General features: G+C 63.0%; 17 protein-coding genes. 7 read left to right on the forward strand and 10 right to left on the reverse strand.

The window, feature by feature from the left end:
• The first annotated feature begins 45 nt into the window (after nt 1-45).
• From FH041_RS03490 to FH041_RS03500, 3 genes are all read left to right on the forward strand, one after another.
• Entirely contained in the window at nt 46-1839 is a 1794-nt protein-coding gene (locus FH041_RS03490; protein ID WP_027916210.1) for a glycoside hydrolase family 15 protein, read from the forward strand.
• A gap of 88 nt (nt 1840-1927) precedes the next feature.
• Entirely contained in the window at nt 1928-2284 is a 357-nt protein-coding gene (locus tag FH041_RS03495; RefSeq protein WP_027916209.1) for a VOC family protein, read from the forward strand.
• Nucleotides 2284-2904 carry a TetR/AcrR family transcriptional regulator gene (locus FH041_RS03500; RefSeq protein ID WP_088523345.1) on the forward strand — a complete coding sequence of 207 codons (621 nt, stop codon included), beginning with the start codon at nt 2284-2286 and terminating at the stop codon, nt 2902-2904. The genes FH041_RS03495 and FH041_RS03500 overlap by 1 nt, the downstream gene beginning before the upstream one ends.
• 201 nt (nt 2905-3105) lie before the next feature.
• Here the strand turns inward: FH041_RS03500 and preA are convergent, their stop codons facing one another.
• The 3 genes from preA to hydA all read right to left on the reverse strand — a co-directional run bounded on the left by preA (nt 3106) and on the right by hydA (nt 7327).
• Complete coding sequence (gene preA, locus FH041_RS03505) at nt 3106-4380, reverse strand: NAD-dependent dihydropyrimidine dehydrogenase subunit PreA (RefSeq protein ID WP_088523344.1); 1275 nt, start codon at nt 4378-4380, stop codon at nt 3106-3108.
• Nucleotides 4381-5748, reverse strand: a complete 1368-nt coding sequence (locus FH041_RS03510) for an NAD(P)-dependent oxidoreductase (protein ID WP_028686543.1) — start codon at nt 5746-5748, stop codon at nt 4381-4383.
• 139 nt (nt 5749-5887) lie between these two features.
• On the reverse strand, nt 5888-7327 hold the full coding sequence (hydA, locus tag FH041_RS03515; protein WP_027916205.1) for a dihydropyrimidinase: 1440 nt from the start codon (nt 7325-7327) through the stop codon (nt 5888-5890).
• A gap of 338 nt (nt 7328-7665) precedes the next feature.
• Here hydA and FH041_RS03525 point away from each other — a divergent pair, with 338 nt between their 5' ends.
• Both FH041_RS03525 and FH041_RS03530 read left to right on the forward strand, forming a co-directional pair.
• The gene (locus tag FH041_RS03525; RefSeq protein ID WP_027916204.1) at nt 7666-9156 is read left to right on the forward strand and encodes an NCS1 family nucleobase:cation symporter-1; all 1491 of its coding nucleotides are present in this window, start codon (nt 7666-7668) and stop codon (nt 9154-9156) included.
• A gap of 76 nt (nt 9157-9232) precedes the next feature.
• Entirely contained in the window at nt 9233-10516 is a 1284-nt protein-coding gene (locus FH041_RS03530) for a Zn-dependent hydrolase (RefSeq protein ID WP_111475319.1), read from the forward strand.
• 342 nt (nt 10517-10858) lie between these two features.
• Here FH041_RS03530 and FH041_RS03535 read toward each other — a convergent pair whose 3' ends face one another.
• Nucleotides 10859-11818: an MBL fold metallo-hydrolase gene (locus tag FH041_RS03535; protein WP_111475320.1), complete on the reverse strand. Its 960-nt coding sequence runs from the start codon at nt 11816-11818 to the stop codon at nt 10859-10861.
• Between the two features lie 30 nt (nt 11819-11848).
• The gene (locus FH041_RS03540; protein ID WP_027916201.1) at nt 11849-12409 is read right to left on the reverse strand and encodes a lipocalin family protein; all 561 of its coding nucleotides are present in this window, start codon (nt 12407-12409) and stop codon (nt 11849-11851) included.
• A 180-nt stretch (nt 12410-12589) separates the two neighbouring features.
• Between FH041_RS03540 and FH041_RS03545 the strand changes: the two genes are divergently transcribed.
• Together FH041_RS03545 and nudC are read left to right on the forward strand one after the other, a co-directional pair.
• Nucleotides 12590-13402 carry a crotonase/enoyl-CoA hydratase family protein gene (locus FH041_RS03545; RefSeq protein ID WP_028686540.1) on the forward strand — a complete coding sequence of 271 codons (813 nt, stop codon included), beginning with the start codon at nt 12590-12592 and terminating at the stop codon, nt 13400-13402.
• A 35-nt stretch (nt 13403-13437) separates the two neighbouring features.
• The gene (gene nudC, locus FH041_RS03550; RefSeq protein WP_027916199.1) at nt 13438-14271 is read left to right on the forward strand and encodes an NAD(+) diphosphatase; all 834 of its coding nucleotides are present in this window, start codon (nt 13438-13440) and stop codon (nt 14269-14271) included.
• Nucleotides 14272-14330: 59 nt separating this feature from the next.
• On the opposite strand, the gene FH041_RS03555 is transcribed toward nudC, so the two are convergent.
• The 5 genes from FH041_RS03555 to FH041_RS03575 form a co-directional block, all read right to left on the reverse strand.
• A complete protein-coding gene (locus tag FH041_RS03555) occupies nt 14331-15110 on the reverse strand; it encodes a TSUP family transporter (RefSeq protein ID WP_027916198.1) in 780 nt (259 codons plus the stop codon).
• A gap of 133 nt (nt 15111-15243) precedes the next feature.
• Entirely contained in the window at nt 15244-16617 is a 1374-nt protein-coding gene (locus FH041_RS03560; RefSeq protein WP_140174181.1) for a glutamine synthetase family protein, read from the reverse strand.
• Between the two features lie 81 nt (nt 16618-16698).
• Nucleotides 16699-18669 (reverse strand): DNA topoisomerase III, encoded by a 1971-nt coding sequence (locus tag FH041_RS03565; RefSeq protein ID WP_088523365.1) that lies wholly within the window; start codon nt 18667-18669, stop codon nt 16699-16701.
• A 298-nt stretch (nt 18670-18967) separates the two neighbouring features.
• On the reverse strand, nt 18968-19402 hold the full coding sequence (locus tag FH041_RS03570) for a GNAT family N-acetyltransferase (protein WP_027916195.1): 435 nt from the start codon (nt 19400-19402) through the stop codon (nt 18968-18970).
• Entirely contained in the window at nt 19395-20561 is a 1167-nt protein-coding gene (locus FH041_RS03575) for a cupin domain-containing protein (protein ID WP_059183843.1), read from the reverse strand. Before FH041_RS03575 ends, FH041_RS03570 begins: the two co-directional genes overlap by 8 nt.
• Nucleotides 20562-20626 lie beyond the last annotated feature (65 nt).

Raw genomic sequence — 20626 nt, forward strand, 5'->3', positions numbered from 1 at the left:
AAAGCGGGTCCGGCACCATTGACGCACTGAATTCCAGGAGTATCGATGCCTGCCCATATTGAAGATTATGCCCTGCTGGGCAACTGCCGCAGTGCAGCCCTGGTTAGCAGCGATGGCTCGCTCGACTGGCTGTGCCTGCCGCGTTTCGATGCGCCAGCGGTATTCGCGGCCTTGCTGGGTAACGAGGAAAATGGGCGTTGGCGCCTGGCGCCCTCGGACCCCGTGACAGAGCGCACCCGGCGCTACCTGGACGACACGCTGGTGCTTGAAACCGTCTGGGTCACGGCCTCGGGAAAGGCGCGGGTGCTGGATTTCATGCCCTTGGGTGACGAGAACGCGGTCGTGCGCATTGTCGAAGGGCTTTCGGGCCAGACCACGTTTGAAATGGACCTGGTGATGCGCTTTGACTACGGGCGCAGCGTCCCTTGGGTAGAGCGGCTCGACCCGCTGACCCTCAGCGCGGTAGCAGGCCCGGACCGCTTGATCCTGTCCTCGACCGTGGCCCCCCATGCTCGCGATCATCACACGGTGGCGCGTATGCGGGTAGGCGAGGGCGAGCGGCATGTGTTCAGCTTGCGTCATCACCCTTCGCACCTGGCGGTTCCCGCCGAACAGGACGTCGATGCCTGCCTCAAGGCCACCGTGGATCAGTGGCAGGCCTTTGCAGCCAAGTGCCCGGACGTGGGACCGTACACGGCCTTGGTCCGCCGCTCGCTGCTGGTGCTCAAGGCCATGACCTATGCGCCCACGGGCGGGATCGTGGCGGCGGTGACGACCTCGCTACCCGAGCGCGTGGGCGGTGAGCGTAACTGGGACTACCGCTTCTGCTGGCTGCGCGATGCCACCATGACCTTGCTGGCCTTCATGAACCTGGGGTACTTCGAAGAAGCCCAGGCCTGGCGTGAATGGCTGCTGCGTTCGGTGGCGGGCAACCCGGAGCAGATGCAGATCATGTACGGCCTGGCCGGTGAGCGTGACCTTCAGGAGTACACGTTGCCCTGGCTGGCCGGTTACGAGCACTCCCAGCCTGTGCGGGTGGGCAACGCAGCCGCCGCGCAAACACAGCTGGATATCTATGGTGAACTGGCCGACGCCATGAGCCAGGCAATCCGTGGTGGCCTGCCCAGGCATCCGCGCAGTGCCGCGATCAGCCGGGTGATCATGCCGTACCTGGAAAGCATCTGGCGTGAGCCTGATGAAGGCATCTGGGAAGTACGCGGTGGTCGGCAGCACTTCGTACACTCCAAGGTCATGGCCTGGGTGGCGTTCGACCGCGCTGCGGGGCTTGCCGAAACCACCGAGGAGGACCGTGAACGCGGCCTTCACTACCGGCAGGTCGCTGATCAGATCCACCGGGAAGTGTGCGAGCAGGGGCTCGATGCTCAGGGCCAGCACTTCGTGCAGGCCTACGGCTCTTGCGAGATGGATGCCAGCCTGCTGCACATCGCGTTGACCGGCTTCTTGCCGGCCCACGACCCGCGGTTTCTGCGAACCTTGGCCCAGATCGAAAAGCGCCTGTTGCACAACGGCCTGTTGCTGCGCTACGACACCGACAGCTGCACCGATGGCCTGACGGCAGGCGAGGGGACATTCCTGGTGTGCTCCTTCTGGCTGGCCGACGTGTACGTGCTGCTGGGACGCCAGGCCGAAGCGCACGCGCTGTATCAACGGCTGACCGAGCTGTGCAACGATGTGGGCCTGCTGGCCGAGCAGTACGATCCGGTAGGCAAGCGCATGCTGGGTAACTTCCCGCAGGCGTTCAGCCATATCGGCATCATCAATACCGCGCTCAACCTGCACCGTGCGCAATGCCCTGCGCGCGTGCGCGCCAGCGCCTGAAGCCTGGTAGCCGGCGCTTGCGCCGGCTCATGGTTTCGCTACGCAAGCGGAGTAGACTACGGAACATTTCCGAGAGCACGGAGCGTTCATGGGTATTCGCGGTAGGGATCGTCAGATCGACAACATCGAGTTCAACGTCAGCGACATCGCGCGCAGCAAAGCATTCTACGCAGCGGTGTTCGGCTGGAAGTTCACCGATTACGGGCCAGCCTACACCGAGTTCAGCGACGGCCGGCTGACGGGTGGTTTCACTACAGGTGAGCCCGTGCGGCCAGGAGGGCCTCTGGTCATTCTCTATGCAGATGACTTGCAGGTCACCCAGCGACGGGTGCAAGCAGCGGGCGGCACCGTCAGCAGGGCAGTGTTCGCGTTTCCGGGCGGTCGCCGTTTTCATTTCACCGATCCGGATGGGTTCGAGTTGGCCGTGTGGACGGCCGACGCCTGATGGCCAACCACAAGATTGAAATCCGTCGTCGCAACGTCGAAAAGATTCTGCAGGCTGCCGAGCGCGTATTCGCCGAAAAGGGCTTCGCTGCCACTTCCATGGGCGATATCGGCGAACAGGCGCAGCTGCCGCGCTCGAATCTTCACTACTACTTCAAGACCAAGGACGACCTGTTTCGAGCGGTGCTGCAGGACTTGCTCGAAGTCTGGAAGCAAGACGCGTTGAGCTTCGAGCACTTCGATGACCCTCGCGTCGTGCTGACCAGTTATATCCGCGCGAAGATGGCACACTCCCGTTCACGGCCGCTGGGCTCGAAAATCTGGGCCGAGGAGATGCTGCACGGTGCGCCGGTGCTCAGGGCGGACCTGGATGAGAGCCTGGTGCCCTGGGCCAGGCTAAAGGAGGCGAAGATCCGCCGCTGGGTGGAGGAGGGGCGCATTCTGCCGGTGCAGCCGTCGGCGCTGCTGTACATGATATGGGCATCGACCCAGCATTATGCCGACTTCGGTTACCAGGTGGCCTTGCTCAACGAAGGCGAGCCGCTGTCCGACCGAGACTTCGAAAACGCTGTGCAGACGGTCACCCGTGTAATCCTGCGAGGTATTGGGTTAGAGCCTTGAGGCGTCAGACGGCTGTTGACTGCCACTGGCAGAGGGCGTGCAGCGGTCCCGGCGCACGATGATGCGGGGAGTATAGACCCTGGGGCCGCTGGGCGGCCCCAGGATTTGAGCCGTGAATCATAAACATCAGGGCCCATGTGCGCCCCACCGCGACGGATCCGGCGTCTGGCGAAACCGCGCCTGCATCCACACTCCCTACCCTCAGCCAACCTCCCGATACGGGTTGCGCGGGTCCTGCGTCCAGTTCAGGTACGGCTTGCCGGTGTCTTGTGCCACCATCTCGATGCAGTCTTCAACGGGACAGGTGATCTGGCATAGATTGCAGCCTACGCATTCCTCTTCGATCACGCTGTAGGCATGGGTACCGTCGGCCTTCACCGTACTGGCGATGGCCTGGTGGGAGGTATCCTCGCAGGCGATATGACACCGGCCGCAACCAATGCAAGCGTGCTGATCGATGTGCGCAATGGACTGGTAGTTGATGTCCAGGTACTTCCAGTCAGTGGTGTGACCGACCGCCTGGCCTCTGAAGTCTTCAAGACGGGCATGCCCATGCTGGTCCATCCAACGTGCAAGGCCGTCCTTCATGTCCTCGACGATGCGAAAGCCATGCAGCATGGCGGCGGTGCAGACTTGAACCGCGCCGCTGCCCAGAGCCACGAACTCGGCAGCATCACGCCAATTGCCGATACCGCCGATCCCGCAGATCGGCAAGCCCTGGGTGGCGGGGTCGCGGGCGATCTCCGCAACCATGTTCAGGGCGATGGGTTTGACGGCGGAGCCGCAGTAACCGCCGTGCGTGCTTTGGTCGCCGACAATTGGGTGGGCCACCATGCGGTCCAGGTCCACGCTGGTGATGGAGTTGATGGTGTTGATCAGCGATACCGCATCAGCGCCGCCTCGATGCGCTGCTCGAGCCGACTGGCGAATGTCGGTGATGTTGGGGGTGAGCTTTACGATCACCGGCAGTGAGCAGTGGGTCTTGCACCAGCGGGTGACCATCTCCACATACTCAGGCACCTGGCCCACCGCCGCCCCCATGCCCCGCTCGGGCATCCCGTGGGGGCAGCCGAAGTTCAGTTCGATTCCATCGGCCCCTGTGGCTTCTACCAGTGGCAAGATGAATTTCCACGATGCCTCCTCGCACGGCACCATCAGCGACACGATCAGTGCACGGTCCGGCCAGTCCTTCTTGACCTTAGTGATCTCCCGCAGGTTGATTTCCAGTGATCGATCGGTGATCAACTCGATGTTGTTGATGCCCTGAACCAGGCGATTGGCGCCGAAGTGCGCCGAATATCGCGATGACACGTTCACCGCTGCTGGGTCTTCCCCCAGTGTTTTCCAGACCACGCCACCCCAACCCGCTTCGAAGGCGCGTACCACGTTGTAGGCCTTGTCGGTGGGCGGGGCCGAGGCCAGCCAGAAGGGATTGGGGGCGCGAATGCCGGCGAAGACGATAGACAAGTCAGCCATTTACGCTGCCTCCACGTTGAGCATGAGTTGGGCATGGATGGCCTGGGCAGCTACCTTGCCATGTTGTACGGCCTGCACGGTGAGGTCCTGGCCCAGGGCGGTGCAGTCACCGCCGGCATACACGCCCGGCAGGCTGGTCTGCATGCACGCATCGACGCGAATGCGCTCGCCGTCGCGCGCCAGCTGCGCGGCGACCGGGTCCGCCACGCTTTGGTCTTCGAAGCGCTGCCCGATGGCCTTGAAGATCGCGTCGGCAGCCAGTTCGAAGGTTTCTCCAGTGTCGCCCAGGCGACCGTCTACCATTGCGGTGCGAGCGAAGCGCATGCCGCGTACCTTGCCATCGTCGCTCAGCAGTACGGCGTCGGGGCGCGCCCAGGTATGCAGACGCACCTGGTTGGCCTTGGCGATGGCTTGCTCGTGGCCCGTGGCGCCCATGTCGGACGCCCCACGGCGATACACCAGGTTGACGTCGCGCGCCCCCAGTCGGCTCATCTGCACGGCCATGTCGATCGCTGTGTTTCCGGCGCCGATCACCAGGCAACGGTCGGCCAAGGGCAACCGACTCAGGTCATCGGCCTGGCGCAGTTCGCGGATGTAGTCGGTGGCAGCCAGCACGCCAGGTGCCTGTTCATCGGGCAGGCCCAGTTGCCGCACGGCACTGAGCCCAAGGCCGAGAAAGACGGCATCGTACTGATCCCGCAGGTCACCGAGCCCCAGGTCGCTGCCCAGGCGCTGGCCATAGCGGATCTCGATGCCCCCGATGCCCAGCAAAAACGCCACTTCACGTTGGGCGAAATCATCAACCAACTTATAGCGGGCGATACCGTACTCGTTCAGGCCACCCGGTTTCTCACTGGCTTCGAAGACGACCACATCGTGCCCGTGCATGGCCAGACGATGTGCACAAGACAAGCCCGCCGGGCCGGCGCCGACCACTGCGATGCGCTTGCCGGTAGCCGGGGAGCGCTGGAAGGGGTGTTCGCTGAACTGGGCGTTGTCCAAGGCATAGCGTTGCAATTGGCCAATCAGCACCGGCGCGCATTCCTGCGCGTTGTTGCGCACGCAGGCCTGTTCGCAGAGGATTTCGGTGGGGCAGACACGGGCACAACTGCCACCGAGGATGTTGGCCGACAGGATCCGTTCAGCAGCGCCTTGCAGGTTGTCATCACTGATGCGGCGGATGAAGGACGGAATGTCGATGTCGCTGGGGCAGGCATTGATACACGGGGCATCGTAGCAGTACAGGCAGCGCGCGCTCTCCACGGCGGCCTGGCGCGCGGTCAGGGGTGGGACCAGGTCGCTGAAATGCTCGGCCAACTGGTCGCTGCCGGCCCTTGGGCGGGGCAAATGGTTCAGTGCGTCTATCACGGTGGTAGCCTCTCTTTCTTGTCGTGGGCTTGAAAAGTGGGGCGCGGGCAGCCCCGATCACCGGCACGCCGGCCCCCGCGCACGGTGTCGGCCTGAGGGGTCGGTGTTGCAGTGAAAGCCGGTCGATCAGTGTCAGCGGCTAGCGGGGCACGGGGGTGGCCCGGTGGTGTTCTGCCCGACGCTCGAGCAGTTCGTACACCGAAGGGTAGGCCGGGCGTTCGACATACCGTCCGGCACCGACTTCGGCGCGCAAGTCACCGTCGGCCCACACCACCTTGCCCTGGCTGATGGTGTGGCTGGGCACGCCGCGCACGGTACGGCCTTCGAAGATGTTGAAGTCCACCTGCTGGTGATGGGTCTTGGCCGAGAGGGTGCGCGTGCCCTGTGGGTCCCACAGCACCAGGTCGGCGTCGGCCCCGACACGAATGGCGCCTTTGCGTGGAAAGAGGTTGAAGATCTTCGCCGTGTTGGTAGAGGTAACGGCGACGAATTCGTGCATGGAGAGGCGACCTGTGTTCACACCGGCATCCCACAGTACCGCCATGCGGTCCTCGATACCGGCCGTGCCATTGGGAATGCGGCTGAAATTGTCGCGTCCCATGGCCTTTTGCTCGGCGCAGAAACAGCAGTGGTCGGTGGCGGTGGTGTGCAGATTGCCCGACTGCAGGCCGCGCCACAGCGCCTCCTGGTGTTCACGCGGTCGGAACGGCGGGCTCATTACATAGCCCGCTGCCGTGGCCCAGTCCGGGTCGCGGTAGACGCTGTCGTCCAGCAGCAGATGGCCAGGCAAGACCTCGCCGTATACCGGCTGCCCCTTGCCGCGAGCGTAGGCGATCTCATCCAGCGCCTCGCGGCTGGAGACATGCACCAGGTACAACGGCGTACCGAGGGTTTCGGCAATACGGATAGCGCGGCTGGCCGCTTCGCCTTCAACCTGGGGTGGACGTGACAACGGGTGCGCCTCGGGCCCTGTCATGCCCTGGGCCAGCAACTTGCGTTGCAGATGATCCACCAGCTCGCCGTTCTCGGCGTGCACCGTGGGCACGGCGCCCAGTTGCAGGCAACGCTCGAAGCTGGCGACCAGGGTGTCGTCAGCGGCCATGATGGCGTTCTTGTAGGCCATGAAGTGCTTGAAACTGTTCACCCCATGGTGGGCGACCAGCTCACCCATCTCCTCGGCCACTTGGTCGCTCCACCACGTGATGGCCACGTGAAAGCCGTAATCGCTGGCGCTCTTTTCTGCCCAACCGCGCCAAGTGTGAAACGCCTCCATCAGCGACTGCTGGGGATTGGGGATCACGAAATCGATGATAGAGGTGGTTCCGCCTGCCAGCCCGGCGGCGGTGCCGCTGAAAAAGTCCTCGCTGGCTACCGTGCCCATGAACGGCAACTGCATGTGGGTATGCGGGTCGATCCCGCCGGGCATCAGGTACTGGCCGCTGCCATCGAGCACATTGCAACCGACGGGTGGGTCGATGTCCTGGCCAATGGCCTGGATCAGGCCGTTCGCACACAGGACATCGGCGCTGAAGCTTTCTTCGTGGGTGACCACGGTGGCGCCACGGATCAACAGAGACATGCCGTTTTTCCTCGCAGGCTGACCGGTCTGTGCCGGTTCTTGAAATTGTGCAGGTCAGGCGGGCAGCTAGATCCTGTCAGCGCTGACAAGATTCGAGGCTAGATGCAGATTCTGGATTCGGCAAGAAATAAATCCCACGAATTTTGTGGTTTTTAACTTACTGATTAATAAAGAAATTAAATTACGAATAGCTCTAGCACAGGCGTTTCGCAAGAGATTGACTAACTTGACAAGATTGAAATTTGGTCGAAATTTCTACCCACATTCTGCGTGTGTACTCCGGCCATCGACTCGCCCCGATGAGCGAACAACTACAACAACATTCTGGAGAAGGCCCCATGCAACAGAGCAGATCGCACGAGGTTGAACGCAACGGCCTGGTAGAGCTGTGCGAAGGCCCCGACGTGCTCGACAGCCCGCGCTACAACCCCGACATCGCCCCCACCAAGGTGCATCAGCGCACCTGGAACAGGTGGCACATCACCGCCCTGTGGGTGGGCATGTCCATCTGCGTGCCTACCTACACCCTGGGCGGCGTGCTCACGGCGTATTTCGGTCTGAGCGTGGGTGAAGCGTTGCTGGCCATCTTGCTGGCCAACCTCATCGTGCTGATTCCACTGACGCTCAATGCCTTTCCCGGCACCAAGTACGGCATTCCATTCCCGGTGCTGCTGCGTGCATCCTTCGGCATTCTGGGTTCCAACGTACCGTGCCTGGTGCGGGCCGTGGTCGCCTGCGGCTGGTTCGGGATCCAGACGCTGTTCGGCGGGCTGGCGATTCATCTGTTCCTGGGCTCGGTATTCGAGGGCTGGAAGGCCCTGGGCGGCACCGGCGAGGTGATCGGCTTCATGATCTTCTGGTGCCTGAACCTGTGGGTGGTGCTGCGCGGTGCAGAATCGATCAAGTGGCTGGAAACCTTGTCAGCGCCTTTGCTGGTATCGGTGGGTGTCGGGCTGCTGGTGTGGGCGCTGCCGCACATGTCCATGACCGAACTGTTGGCCCAGCCACCGAAGCGTCCTCAAGGGGCCAGCGTGGTGGGTTATTTCTGCGCAGGGCTCACTGCCATGGTGGGCTTCTGGGCCACCCTGTCGCTGAACATCCCGGACTTCAGTCGTTATGCCCGCAGCCAGAAGGACCAGATTCTGGGGCAGATATTCGGCTTGCCCCTGACCATGTTCCTGTTTGCCTCGCTGGGTGTGGTGTTGACGGCGGCCTCGGCCTCATTGGTGGGCGAGACCGTTTCCGACCCGGTGACGCTGATCGGCAAGATTCAGAGCCCCTTCTGGGTAGCATTGGCCATGGCCCTGATCGTGATCGCTACCTTGTCCACCAACACGGCGGCCAACATCGTCTCGCCCACCAACGATTTCCAGAACATTGCACCGCGCCTGATCGGGCGCAGCCGGGCGGTGTGGCTGACCGGTTTCATCGGACTGGCGCTGATGGGCCACGAGCTTCTCAAGAAGCTGGGCTGGATCGTTTCCGACATCAGCCTTGAAAGCGTCTATTCCAACTGGTTGCTGGGGTATTCCAGCCTGCTCGGTCCCATTGCAGGGATCATGGTGGTGGATTACTTCCTGGTACGGCGTCAGCACCTGGATCTGGCCGGGCTGTATCGTGATGACGTCTATCCTGCGTGGCACTGGCCGGGCTTCGCGGCCTTTGCGCTGCCGGTGGCGCTCACGGTGCTGGCCATTGGCAACAGTCACTTCAGTTGGTTCTACGACTATGGCTGGTTCACCGGCTCGCTGCTCGGGGCTGGCTTGTACTACGTCTTCGCTGCCATGGCCGCCCCTAGCCCGACGCGCATGGCCAAGCCTTTGCCTTGAATACCTGCTCGTCGCAGTGCGGGCAGGCCCGCGCCGTGGCTTACACATCCGACAAGAAAAGCCTGAGGAGAGACCTATGACCCGCGCTCAAGACGTTCTTCAATCGACTGCCCGTCATGTCGATAGCGCACGCCTGTGGCAATCGCTCATGGACCTGGCGCACCTGGGCGCCACGCCCAAGGGTGGCGTATGCCGACTGGCCCTGACCGACCTGGATCGCCAGGCCCGCGACCTATTCGTGCAGTGGTGCGAAGCGGCAGGGTGCACGGTGACGGTCGACGGGGTGGGCAATCTGTTCGCCCGCCGGCCAGGGCGCGATGCCGCACTGCCTCCGGTAATGACGGGCAGTCACATCGACACCCAGCCCACCGGTGGCAAGTTCGATGGCTGCTACGGGGTCATGGCCGGGTTGGAGGTCATCCGCACCCTCAACGACCTGGGCGTGGAAACTGAGGCCCCACTGGAGGTGGTGGTGTGGACCAACGAGGAAGGCTCACGCTTTGCACCGTGCATGATGGGCTCGGGCGTCTTTGCCGGCAAGTTCAGTCTCGAGCAGACGCTGGCTAAACGCGATGCGCAGGGGATTAGCGTGGGCGAGGCGCTGAATGAAATCGGCTACGCCGGCAGCCGCGCGGTGACGGGCCATCCGGTGGGCGCGTATTTCGAGGCCCACATCGAACAAGGCCCGATCCTGGAAGACCAGGCCAAGACCATCGGCGTGGTGCTAGGCGCCCTGGGCCAGAAATGGTTCGACCTGACCTTGCGTGGGGTGGAGGCCCATGCTGGCCCAACGCCCATGCACCTGCGCAAGGATGCCTTGGTCGGCGCCGCTGCCGTGGTCGAGGCTGTCAACCGCGCCGCCTTAGGTCACCAGCCGCACGCCTGCGGCACGGTGGGCTGCCTGCAAGCTTATCCTGGCTCGCGCAACGTGATTCCAGGTGAAGTGCGCATGACCCTGGATCTGCGTCACCTCGAAGGAGACCGGCTTGAGGGAATGATTGCCGAGGTTCGCAGTGTGATTGAACAGACCTGCGAGCGGCATGGGCTGACGTATGAGCTGGTGCCGACCGCAGATTTCCCGGCCTTGTATTTCGACGACGCTTGCGTGAGTGCGGTACGTGAGTCAGCCCAGGCGCTGGGATTGCCGCACATGGATATCGTCAGCGGGGCAGGGCACGACGCGATCTTCCTGGCTGAACTTGGGCCGGCTGGCATGATTTTCGTGCCGTGCGAAAACGGCATCAGCCACAACGAAATCGAGAACGCCACGCCTGAGGATCTAGCGGCAGGGTGTGCCGTGTTGCTGCGCGCCATGTTGGCGGCGTCCGAGGCGGTGGCCAAGGGGCGTTTGGCGGCTTAGTTTCGGGGCTGTTCATGCTGTCGTGGACGCTGTGGGCGCTACAGTGGTCTGGTTGATGGGAGCTGCGGGGATGAAACTGTGGGCAGTGCGATGGTTTCAGCTTCGCAGTTTACATTGCCGGGTCCGCTGCGCGGCCTATCGCGGCCGGTCCGGCGCCCCAGCAAGGCTGCTCACGGCTAGCGGTACTTGCTGCAATGTGAGGACTACGCAGATCCATTGTGAGAGCGACTGTCTTGCATATGCCGCGATGGACCGCGCAGCGGACCTCACAATCTATGACTCACCCTGGACATCCAAGGCTGTTCATACCCTACCAATACCACCCAGATACACGCTGTCCGCTCAATCGACGGGCAACAACACACCCTCACGCCCCAAATGATACCGCTGAAGATCCACGGCTAACGTGAGGTTGCCAGCATAATGCAGGGCAGCCTCCTGCCTTACGTCATCGATCGAAGGGCTGCGCCGATTGTCAGCCTGGTAGCGCGCACTGAAGTGCGTCAGCACCAGGTTACGCACCCCGGCGGCTTGGGCAAAGCGAGCCACTGCCGCCGCAGTACTGTGGCCATAGGTCACGCCAGATCTTTCCACCGCAGGTTGCGTAAAGGTCGCTTCGTGCACCAGCACATCGGCACCTGCCGCAGCCTCGGCCAACAGCTCGGGCGTGTCGTTGTCGCCGCAAACAATGATGCGGCGGGCAGCTCGACCAGGCTGCAGGTAGTCCGCCGCTTGCAGCTCACGGCCTTGGTGACTCACCGCCAGGCCTTTTGCTAGCGTCCCCCACAATGGCCCGCGAGGGACACCTTCGGCGTCAAGGCGCACGCTGTCCAGCCGTGGCTCGGGGCAACGCTCCTCGAAGAGGTAGCCCACGCTGGGCACGCGGTGTGACAAAGTAACGGTGCTCACCGTGACGGCCGCGTTGTGCCAGCCATTAAAATCTTCGACGGGCAACAGCCGCAGATCGAAGGACAGATGACTGTCGGTCACCGCCAGACTGATGCGCAACCACTCGTGCAAGGCCCGGGGCAACACCACATCCAAGGGTTGGCGCCGCCCGTTCATGCTCGCACTGGCCAGCAAGCCGGGCAAACCCAGGCAGTGGTCGCCGTGTACGTGAGTGATGAAAATGCCGGCCAGGTCCTGAGTCGACAGCGGTGTGTGCAACAGGCGATGCTGGGTGCCCTCACCGCAATCGATCAGGTACCAGCGTTTGCCCGTCGCCTCCAGCAGCGCCGTCGCGCTGACATTGCGGGCCTTGGTCGGGGCACCGGCGCTGGTGCCCAGAAACAGCAGGTCCATGTCTACTCCTTGTCATGCGCCATCAAAGTCTTACTCCACGCCCGTGCTGTCAGCCTGGCGCCAGACCAGTTTGCTGGTGTCATAGCCTTGCTCGCGCGCGATGTCCAGCAGCTGGTCACGGGTCTTGTCCGGAATGGCCGGGGTGCGGGACAGCAGCCACAGGTACTCGCGGTTAGGATGGCCGACCAGCGCTACGCGGTAGTCCTTGTCGTGGTAGAGCACCCAGTACTCGCCCTTGGTCAGGTCAGGCGCCAGGCGGCTGAACCAGTTGTCGAAGCGTACCCAGAGCTTGTCGGTGCTGCCCGGCTGCTGAGCTTCGGCGATGCCCTTGGCTTCGTTCCACTGCCCGTCCTTCTCCATGCAGCGGTTGGTTACATCGATGCGGCCATCGGTGCGCAGGGCATAGTGAGCTTCGGACTGCACACAGTTGCGCTGGAAGAACATCGGCAGCCGTGCCAGCTCGTACCAGGTGCCCTGATAGCGTTGCAGGTCGACCTGCTGCGTGCGTGGTGGGGCAGGGTGATCGTTGCCGGCGCAGCCAACCAGGGCAAGGGCCATGCAGGAAAGCATCAATGCCTTGCGTATCGCCATTGTGTTTCTCCTGAGAGTGAGTGCTTACACAGGTTCGATGCCAGCCTCGGGCAAAAGTTGTACGCGCGTTGCTTGGCCTGAGCCGTCCGCCTATTCCCGCAGTCCCGCTTTTGGCAGACGCACGGCAACCGGGCTGCGCTACCATCGCTGTCATTGCCAGAGCCCACAGGAGTGTCGCCCGTGACCCAATACAGCGCGTTCAAGGTAGAGCTGAACGAAAACATTGCCCACGTTCAGATCAACCGCCCGGAAAAACTCAACGCCATGAATGCCGCGTTCTGGGAGGAAATCATCGAGATCTTCCAGTGGGTGGACGACACCGACGCGGTCCGGGCCGTAATCATCAGCGGTGCTGGCAAGCACTTTTCGGCCGGCATCGACCTGGCCATGCTGGCGTCGGTCGCCGGGCAGATGGGCAAGGACCCTGCGCGCAACGCCCGCACGCTGCGCAAGACCATCCTGGCCCTGCAAGCCTCGTTCAACGCCGTCGACCGCTGCCGCAAGCCAGTGCTGGCGGCAGTACAGGGCTACTGCATCGGCGGAGCCATCGACCTGCTGTCAGCCTGCGACATGCGCTATTGCAGCGGTGACGCGCAGTTCTCCATCAAGGAAATCGACATGGGCATGGCCGCGGACGTCGGCACATTGCAGCGTTTGCCACGCATCATCAACGACGGCATCATGCGAGAACTGGCCTACACCGGACGTACCGTCGAGGCCGAGGAGGCGCTGCGCATCGGCCTGGTGAACCGGGTCTACGATGATCAAGCCGCCTTGCTCGAGGGTGTGTTCGCCATTGCCCGGGACATCGCAGCCAAATCACCGATCGCCGTGGCCGGTACCAAGCACATGCTGAGCTACATGCGCGATCACCGCATCGACGACGGCCTCGAGTACATCGCCACCTGGAATGCGGCGATGTTGCAGTCCGAAGACATGCGCCTGGCCATGGCCGCGCACATGAACAAACACAAACCGTCGTTCGCCGACTGACAGAGTCGACGGGCGCACCTTACAGGAATGCCCTTATGTCAGCACGCTGGACGACCGCAGTACTCGACCCGCAAACGCCCGCCGGCTTGGCCGTGGCCCACAGCCCGGAGGGCTTTCTGGTCGGGGAAGAGGGCGCGTTGTTCCCGCGCGACTGGCTCAAGGGCCAGGGGCTGGATGTGCTGTGCGAGCACGGCATCGGTCACTTCGATGGCCAGCCGGTATTTCTGCTTGAGCTGGCCAGTGCCGGCCAGGTACCCGGTTGCAGCTGGCGGGGCCTGCGCACGTTCATGCTCGAAGGGGATGCCGAGACATACACGATCCTGGGTTACGCCGCGCAGATCGGCACCTGGGCGCGCGAGCACCGGTTCTGTGGCAGTTGCGGTCAGCCCATGACGCAAATTCGCTGGGAGCGGGCCATGCACTGCAGGGCCTGCGACCTGCGCAGCTACCCGCGCATCTCGCCCAGCATGATCGTGTTGATCACACGAGGCGACGAGATCCTGCTGGCGCGCTCGCCGCGCTTCGTGGCAGGCGTGTACAGCACCCTGGCGGGCTTCGCCGAACCCGGCGAGTCGGCCGAAGACTGCCTGGTGCGCGAAGTGCGCGAAGAAGTGGCGCTGGAGGTCAAGAACATCCAGTACGTGGGTAGCCAGTGCTGGCCCTTCCCGCACTCGATGATGCTGGGCTTTCATGCCGAATACGCCGGGGGCGCCATCGTCATGCAGCCGGATGAAATAGAGGATGCCCGCTGGTTCAATGTGCACGATCTACCGCCGCTGCCGGCTGGACGGTCGATTGCCCGTTACCTGATCGACCTGTACGTAGCCCGCCGATTGGGCCGTGCCGACCCTGCGTTCCCCGGGCAGTGACCGATCAGGCTCGCTCCAGGTCGAGACCCCAGTCCCTTACGCGTGCAGTTCCTGGCTGATCACGCCTGGCCAAACCAGTGCTGCCAGGCCAGGCGCACGGTCAGGGCCAGCACCACGGTGATGAATACGGGACGGATGAACTTGCTACCGCCGCTGATCGCCGTCCGGGCGCCAAAGAAGGCGCCGACCATGACCGACAGGCCCATGCACAGGCCGACGATGTAATCCACCTGCCCGGAAATCACGAACACCGTCAGGGCTGCGATGTTGCTGACGAAGTTCATGCTGCGGGCCACGCCACTGGCGCGGACAAGGTCGATGGGGTAAAGCAGCAGGGTGCTGACCGTCCAGAAAGCACCTGTACCCGGCCCAGCCACGCCGTCATAGAAACCCAAGGTCAGGCCTTGCGGCAGCTGCCACTTCTTGCGAATCGGGGCATCGGCGTCCAGTGGCGCCTTTGGCGTGCCGCCGAACAACAGGTACAGGCCGCAGGCGAACACGATCACCGGCAGCATCTTGTTCAGCCACTCGGCAGGCATGTAGTGCGCAACGACCGCCCCTAGCAGGGCCCCGGCCAAGGTGCCAAACAGGGCCCGACGCCACTGCGCCGGGTGAAAGAGCTTGCGCCTGTAGTAGGTGAGGCTGGCCGTGGCCGAGCCGAACGTGGAGCTGAGCTTGTTGGTGCCCAGTACCAGGTGAGGCGGCATGCCGGCTGTCAGCAGGGCGGGGGTGGTCAGCAGGCCGCCGCCGCCAGCGATGGCATCGATGAAACCGGCGACGAAAGCGACCCCTGCCAGGATGAGCAGGGTCAAGGGTTCTACGGTAAGTTCGAAGGGCATGGGAATCTGGCAGGCAATGAGACGGTATGCGACAAAACGCCGCGTGATAAGCCGGACATGTTAATACCCCGACCGCGCAAGTGCCAACGCGGGTATCGATCAAGGGACCCGCGCCAGCGTCAGCTGGCTCTGATCACAAAAACCAGCGGTACTCCCGAGCACTGATCTCCTGCATAAACGCCAAGTGGTCCTGGCGCTTGTTCTCGCAATACACCCTGACGAATTCGGCCCCCAAGCCTTCGATAACCGCAGGCGCGTGCTGCATGGCCGTTACTGCGCTTAGCATGTCCTTGGGAAAGTCGATGCCGCTGGAGCGGTCTTCGTTCAACGGTGCGATAGGGTCCTGCGCGGCGTCGAGGCCCTGTTCCAGACCGCACAGGATGGCGGCCAGCACCAGGTAGGGGTTGGCATCGGCGCCGGCCAGGCGATGTTCGATGCGCAGGTTGCGGGCATCGGATTCTGGAATGCGAATACAGGCATCGCGGTCTTCGTATCCCCAGCTGGCCCGGCTGGCGGCGTTGACCATGGCGCCATAACGGCGGAAGGCATTGTGGTTGGCGGCGAAGATCGGCATGCACTGAGGCAGCAGAGACAGGCATCCGGCTACCGCCTGGCGCAGCGGACGCTGGCCATCGTCGGCCAGCAGGTTGTTGCCCCCCTCGTCATACAGGCTGACATGCACATGCATGCCGCTGCCGGGCGCATGCAAGTAAGGTTTGCTCATGAACGAGGCGCGGTGGCCGTGCTTGCGTGCGACACCGCGCGTACTACGGCTGAACAACGCCGCCCAGTCTGCCGCTTGCAGCCCATCGTTGCAGTGTCCGAAGTTGATCTCGAACTGGCCTGGCCCCAGCTCGGCGGTGATGACGTTAGCATCCACGCCTTGCACATTGGCTGTGGCAACCATGTCATGCAGTACCTCTGCGAAGCGGCTCAAGCGCTCGATGTGCAAGTTGGGCTGGTCGTCTTCATCGGCGCTCAGAGGATCGCGGGGAAACTGTGGCAGGCCCGCTGTGAGCGCGCGGTCGAACAGGTAGAACTCCAGCTCGAACGCCACGACTGGATGAATGCCGCGGCGTGCCAGGCGTTGCAGAACCCTCGCCAGCACCTCTCGGGGTTCGAACGCAATGGGGGCTGGCGTTGCGTCGCTGCTGATCAGCATCTGCCCCAAGGGGTGCGCTTCCCATATGACGGGCTTCAACGTGCCGGGCACCAGCCGGCGCAGGGCGTCAGGGTCGCCGTCGTTGAAGCAGTAGTCGCCGATCTGGAACAGGCCACCCTGGGTGCCAAGGAGCACTGCGTTCTGGGGGAGTTTGAGCGGGCTGCCGGCGGCGACCTTCTCAAGCATGTCGATCGGGTAGCGCTTGCCATAGAAATGGCCTGGGATGTCGAGGCTGATAAGGTCGACATGGCGCACGCCGGGATACTGGGCACGAAAGGCGCGAACCTCAGCGAGTACGTCCGGGAAGCTCGTTTGGGCAGGCGTGCGTTCCAAGTCCGGGCTCATGGGCAACTCCACAGGCGAATAGATCCAGGGAAATGTAGCAGAGGCCGCCCAATCCGCCCGCTGTAGCCTGCATCCACAGGCTCAGGTGGACTTCTTCCTCGGTTGCCTGGCTTTACCTGCGCCACCTTTGGCACCTGCTGCCTTGCCTGAACTTGACCGGACCTTGCCGCCGCTTCTGCGCTTTTTCTTCCAAGGCGGGGCAGTGCCCGCCGCCGGGCCGGTAATGGTCATGCGCAGGCCGCTGCAACGTTCTACCAGCTTGCCCATCCAGGCCGATTGCCGGGCCACGAATTCTTCCAGACTCATGTCGCCGCTTTGCACCATGTCCAGTGCTTGCTCCCAGATAGCAGTGGTGCCGGGGTCGGCGATAGCACGGGGGACAGCGTCTATCAGGCTGAAGGCAGCAGGCGTTGCTGCCAGGGCCTTGCCGTTCTTGACCAGGTAGCCCCGGTCCAGCAGACCCTGGATGATGCTGGCACGGGTGGCTTCGGTACCGATCCCAGTGGTTTCCTTGAGCTTTTGTTTGAGCCGAGGGTCGTCCACCAGCTTGGCCACGTTCTTCATGGCCTTGATCAGGTCGCCTTCGGTAAAGGGCTTGGGGGGTTGGGTCCACAGGTCTTTGAGCTGGACATCCTGGACCGAGCACGCTTGGCCTTCGCGCAACGCCGGGAGTACCTGGGGCGGGGCGGCTTCGCGGCCCTTGGCCGGCGTCAAGGCCTCCGGCAGGGCGCGACGCCAGCCTGGCTCGACGATCTGCTTGCCCACGGCGCGCAAGGCATGACCGGCGCAGTCGAAGTCGGCCTGGGTGCGGTCGTACTCATGGTGAGGTAGAAACTGCGCCAGGTAGCGCGCGCGGATCAGGGTATACACCGACTTGTGCTTGGCCGGCAGGCGCCCTGGGTCGCTGGCGGCGACCGTCGGTATGATGCCATGGTGGGCACTGACCTTGGCATCGTTCCAGGCGCGTGAACGGCGCTGGGGTTGCAGATGAGGTTGCAAGGGCGCCAGGCTGGCATCAGCCCGCTGTAGCGCCGCAAGAATGGCGGGCGCTTCCCCATGCTGGCTCATCGGCAGGTAACCGCAGTCGCTGCGCGGGTAGGTAATCAGCTTGTGAGTCTCGTACAGCGCCTGGGCGATATCCAGGGTTTCCTGGGCGCCGAGGCCGAACTTCTTCGAGCACAGCTCTTGCAGAGTACCGAGGTCAAAGGGCAGGGGCGCGGCTTCGCGCACCCGTTCCGTTGCGACTTTCACGGCCTGGGCAACGCCGGCCTGCTCGATGGCAGCGGCCGCTTGCTGCGCCAACGCCTGGTTAAGGCACCGACCCTGGTCGTCGCAGACGTCCTCCGGCGCCCGCCACTGGGCCATGAACGTTTGGTTGGCATGACTTAGACGCACGTCGATGGCCCAGAAGGGCACGGGCACGAACTGTGCGATGCTGCGGTCTCGATCTACCACCAGGCGCAGGGTCGGCGTTTGCACGCGACCCACTGGTAGTACGCCCTGGTAGCCGGACTGACGACCGAGCAGGGTGAACAGTCGGCTCATGTTCATCCCGATCAGCCAGTCGGCTCGTGAACGGCCCAGCGCCGAGTGATAAAGGTTGAAGGTCTCATGCCCCGGCAGCAGGCGGGCCAGGGCCTTGCGAATCGACGCATCATCGAGCGCGGACAACCACAGGCGTTGCACCGGGCCACGGTAGCGACAGTGTTCGACCAACTCGCGAGCAATCATTTCGCCTTCGCGGTCGGCATCGGTCGCGATGATCAGCTCGCGGGCCTCTCCCAGCAGGCGCTTGACCGCCTTGTACTGGCTGGCGGTCTTGGGTTTGACCAGCATTTTCCATTGTTGCGGGATAATCGGCAGATCGGCCAGGTTCCAGCGCTTGTAGCGCTCGTCATAGCTGTCGGGTGGGGCCGTTTCCAGCAGGTGGCCAATGCACCAGGTCACGCACACGTCGGTGCCTTGCCAACAGCCATCGCCTTTGCGATTGGCGCCGAGCACTTTGGCGATGTCTTTTGCCTGAGAGGGTTTTTCACACAGAAACAGCCGCATGACCATTGACGCTTCATCGATGGAGATGAGCGCTAGGATGCGGGTGCGCAACGAAGTAGGCAAGTTTTATGTGGATGGATGTACAGTGCGAGGCGTATCCGGATGTGCCGGTGATGTGAGCCGGCACAGGATCGGTACGTTAGCAGCGCGATTGAATACGGCTAACGGTCAGCCTGTCGCCGGCAAGCCGGCGCCTGACGGGGACGTGTACGCGCGTGAGCTTGAACCGCTCCTGTGGGGACAAGAGCGGCGGTCGCGCCGGCATGCCGGAGTCAGATGCGAACAGGCCTGGCACGCTTCAAGAAGGCAAGTGCGACTCGCGCACCATGTCTACGTGAGGGATGCCGGCCTCGAGGAACTCTTCGCTGACCACTTTGAAACCCAGCCGCTCGTAGAACGGTGTGGCATGCACCTGCGCGCTGAGGCGTTGAGGCTTGAGGTCACGGGCCTGCGCTTCGGCGATGACGGCATTGACCAGTGCGTCGCCCACTTTCAGGCCGCGCCAGTCCTTGAGCACCGAGATTCGGCCGATGGTGCCATCGGCGAGCAAGCGTGCGGTGCCGATCGGGTAGTCGCCCTCCAGTGCCAGGAAGTGCAAGGCATCCTGGTCTTCGGAGTCGAATTCCAGTTCGACCGGTATGTGCTGCTCGGCGACGAACACCGCCTCACGGATGCGGCGAATGTCGGCGTTGTCCTTGACCCAATCGGCCAGGCGCACCCGAATCTTATTCATCGGCAAAACCCAGGCTACCTTGCTTGACCAACTGCTGGATCAGCATCAATGCATCTTCATCCTGCAGCCACTGGCCGAGGTTCTCGCTGTGCAGGGCGTCGGCAGCGCACACCAGCTTGAGCAGGTCGCGCAGCTTTCCAGGCAGCGGGCAGCTACGGCCGCTGGCAAAGAGCAGCAGGTCGCTGTCGAACTCGGACCAGGCCATGCGGGCGCTCGGGTTGCGGATCAGGATGGCGCCCTGCTGCAAGGCATTGAGCAACTCCTGCTCGGACAACTCCTCGCCAACGATCTGCTCGGGGTAACGCGGCTCGGTCATGAACTGGCCGAACCAGGTCAACAGCAGGTCCTTGTCACCCATGTGTTTGTCCAGCAGGGCCTTGAGGCGGTCCAGGGCATCATGCTGGATCTGATGAGGGTCGCTGACTGGCTGTGCATCGGCGTCGCTGTAGCGCTCTTCGTCCGGCAGGAACTGGCCGAGGAAGTCGGTGAAGTGAGTGAGCACTTCGGCGGCGCTCGGTGCGCGGAAACCGACCGAGTAGGTGAGGCAGTCGTCCACGGCAACGCCATAGTGAGCCAGGCGCGGCGGCAGGTAAAGCATGTCGCCAGGCTCCAGGGTCCACTCGTCACTTTGCTCGAAATCGGCCAGGATGCGCAGGTCGCTGTGCTCAAGCAGGGTGCTGTCGCTGTCGCACATCTGCCCGATCTTCCAGTTACGCTGCCCGTGGCCTTGCAGCAGGAACACGTCGTAGTTGTCGAAGTGCGGGCCCACGCTACCGCCTGGGGTAGCGAAGCTGATCATGACGTCGTCAATACGCCAGCTGGGCAGGAAGCGGAAGTTTTCCAGCAACTCTGCCACTTCCGGCACGAACTGGTCGACGGCTTGTACCAGCAACGTCCAGTCTTTTTCCGGCAGCTCGGCAAACGTGTCCTCGTTGAACGGACCGCGGCGCATTTCCCACGGGTGTGCGCCGTGCTCGAGCACGATACGGGACTCGACCTCATCTTCCAGCGCCAGACCAGCCAGCTCGTCCGGATCGATGGGGCTGATGAAATCGGGGAATGCCTGGCGCACCAGCAGCGGCTTTTTCTGCCAGTAGTCGCGCATGAATTCACGGGCTGTAATGCCGCCCAGCAGCTGCAGTGGAGTATCAGGATTCATCTTCAACCTATTGAAAAAACGTAATTTTCAGACGGGAATAAAAACGCCCGGCCAGGCCGGGCGTT

This window comes from Pseudomonas sp. SWI7, from assembly GCF_006351945.1.
Lineage (GTDB): Bacteria > Pseudomonadota > Gammaproteobacteria > Pseudomonadales > Pseudomonadaceae > Aquipseudomonas > Aquipseudomonas fulva.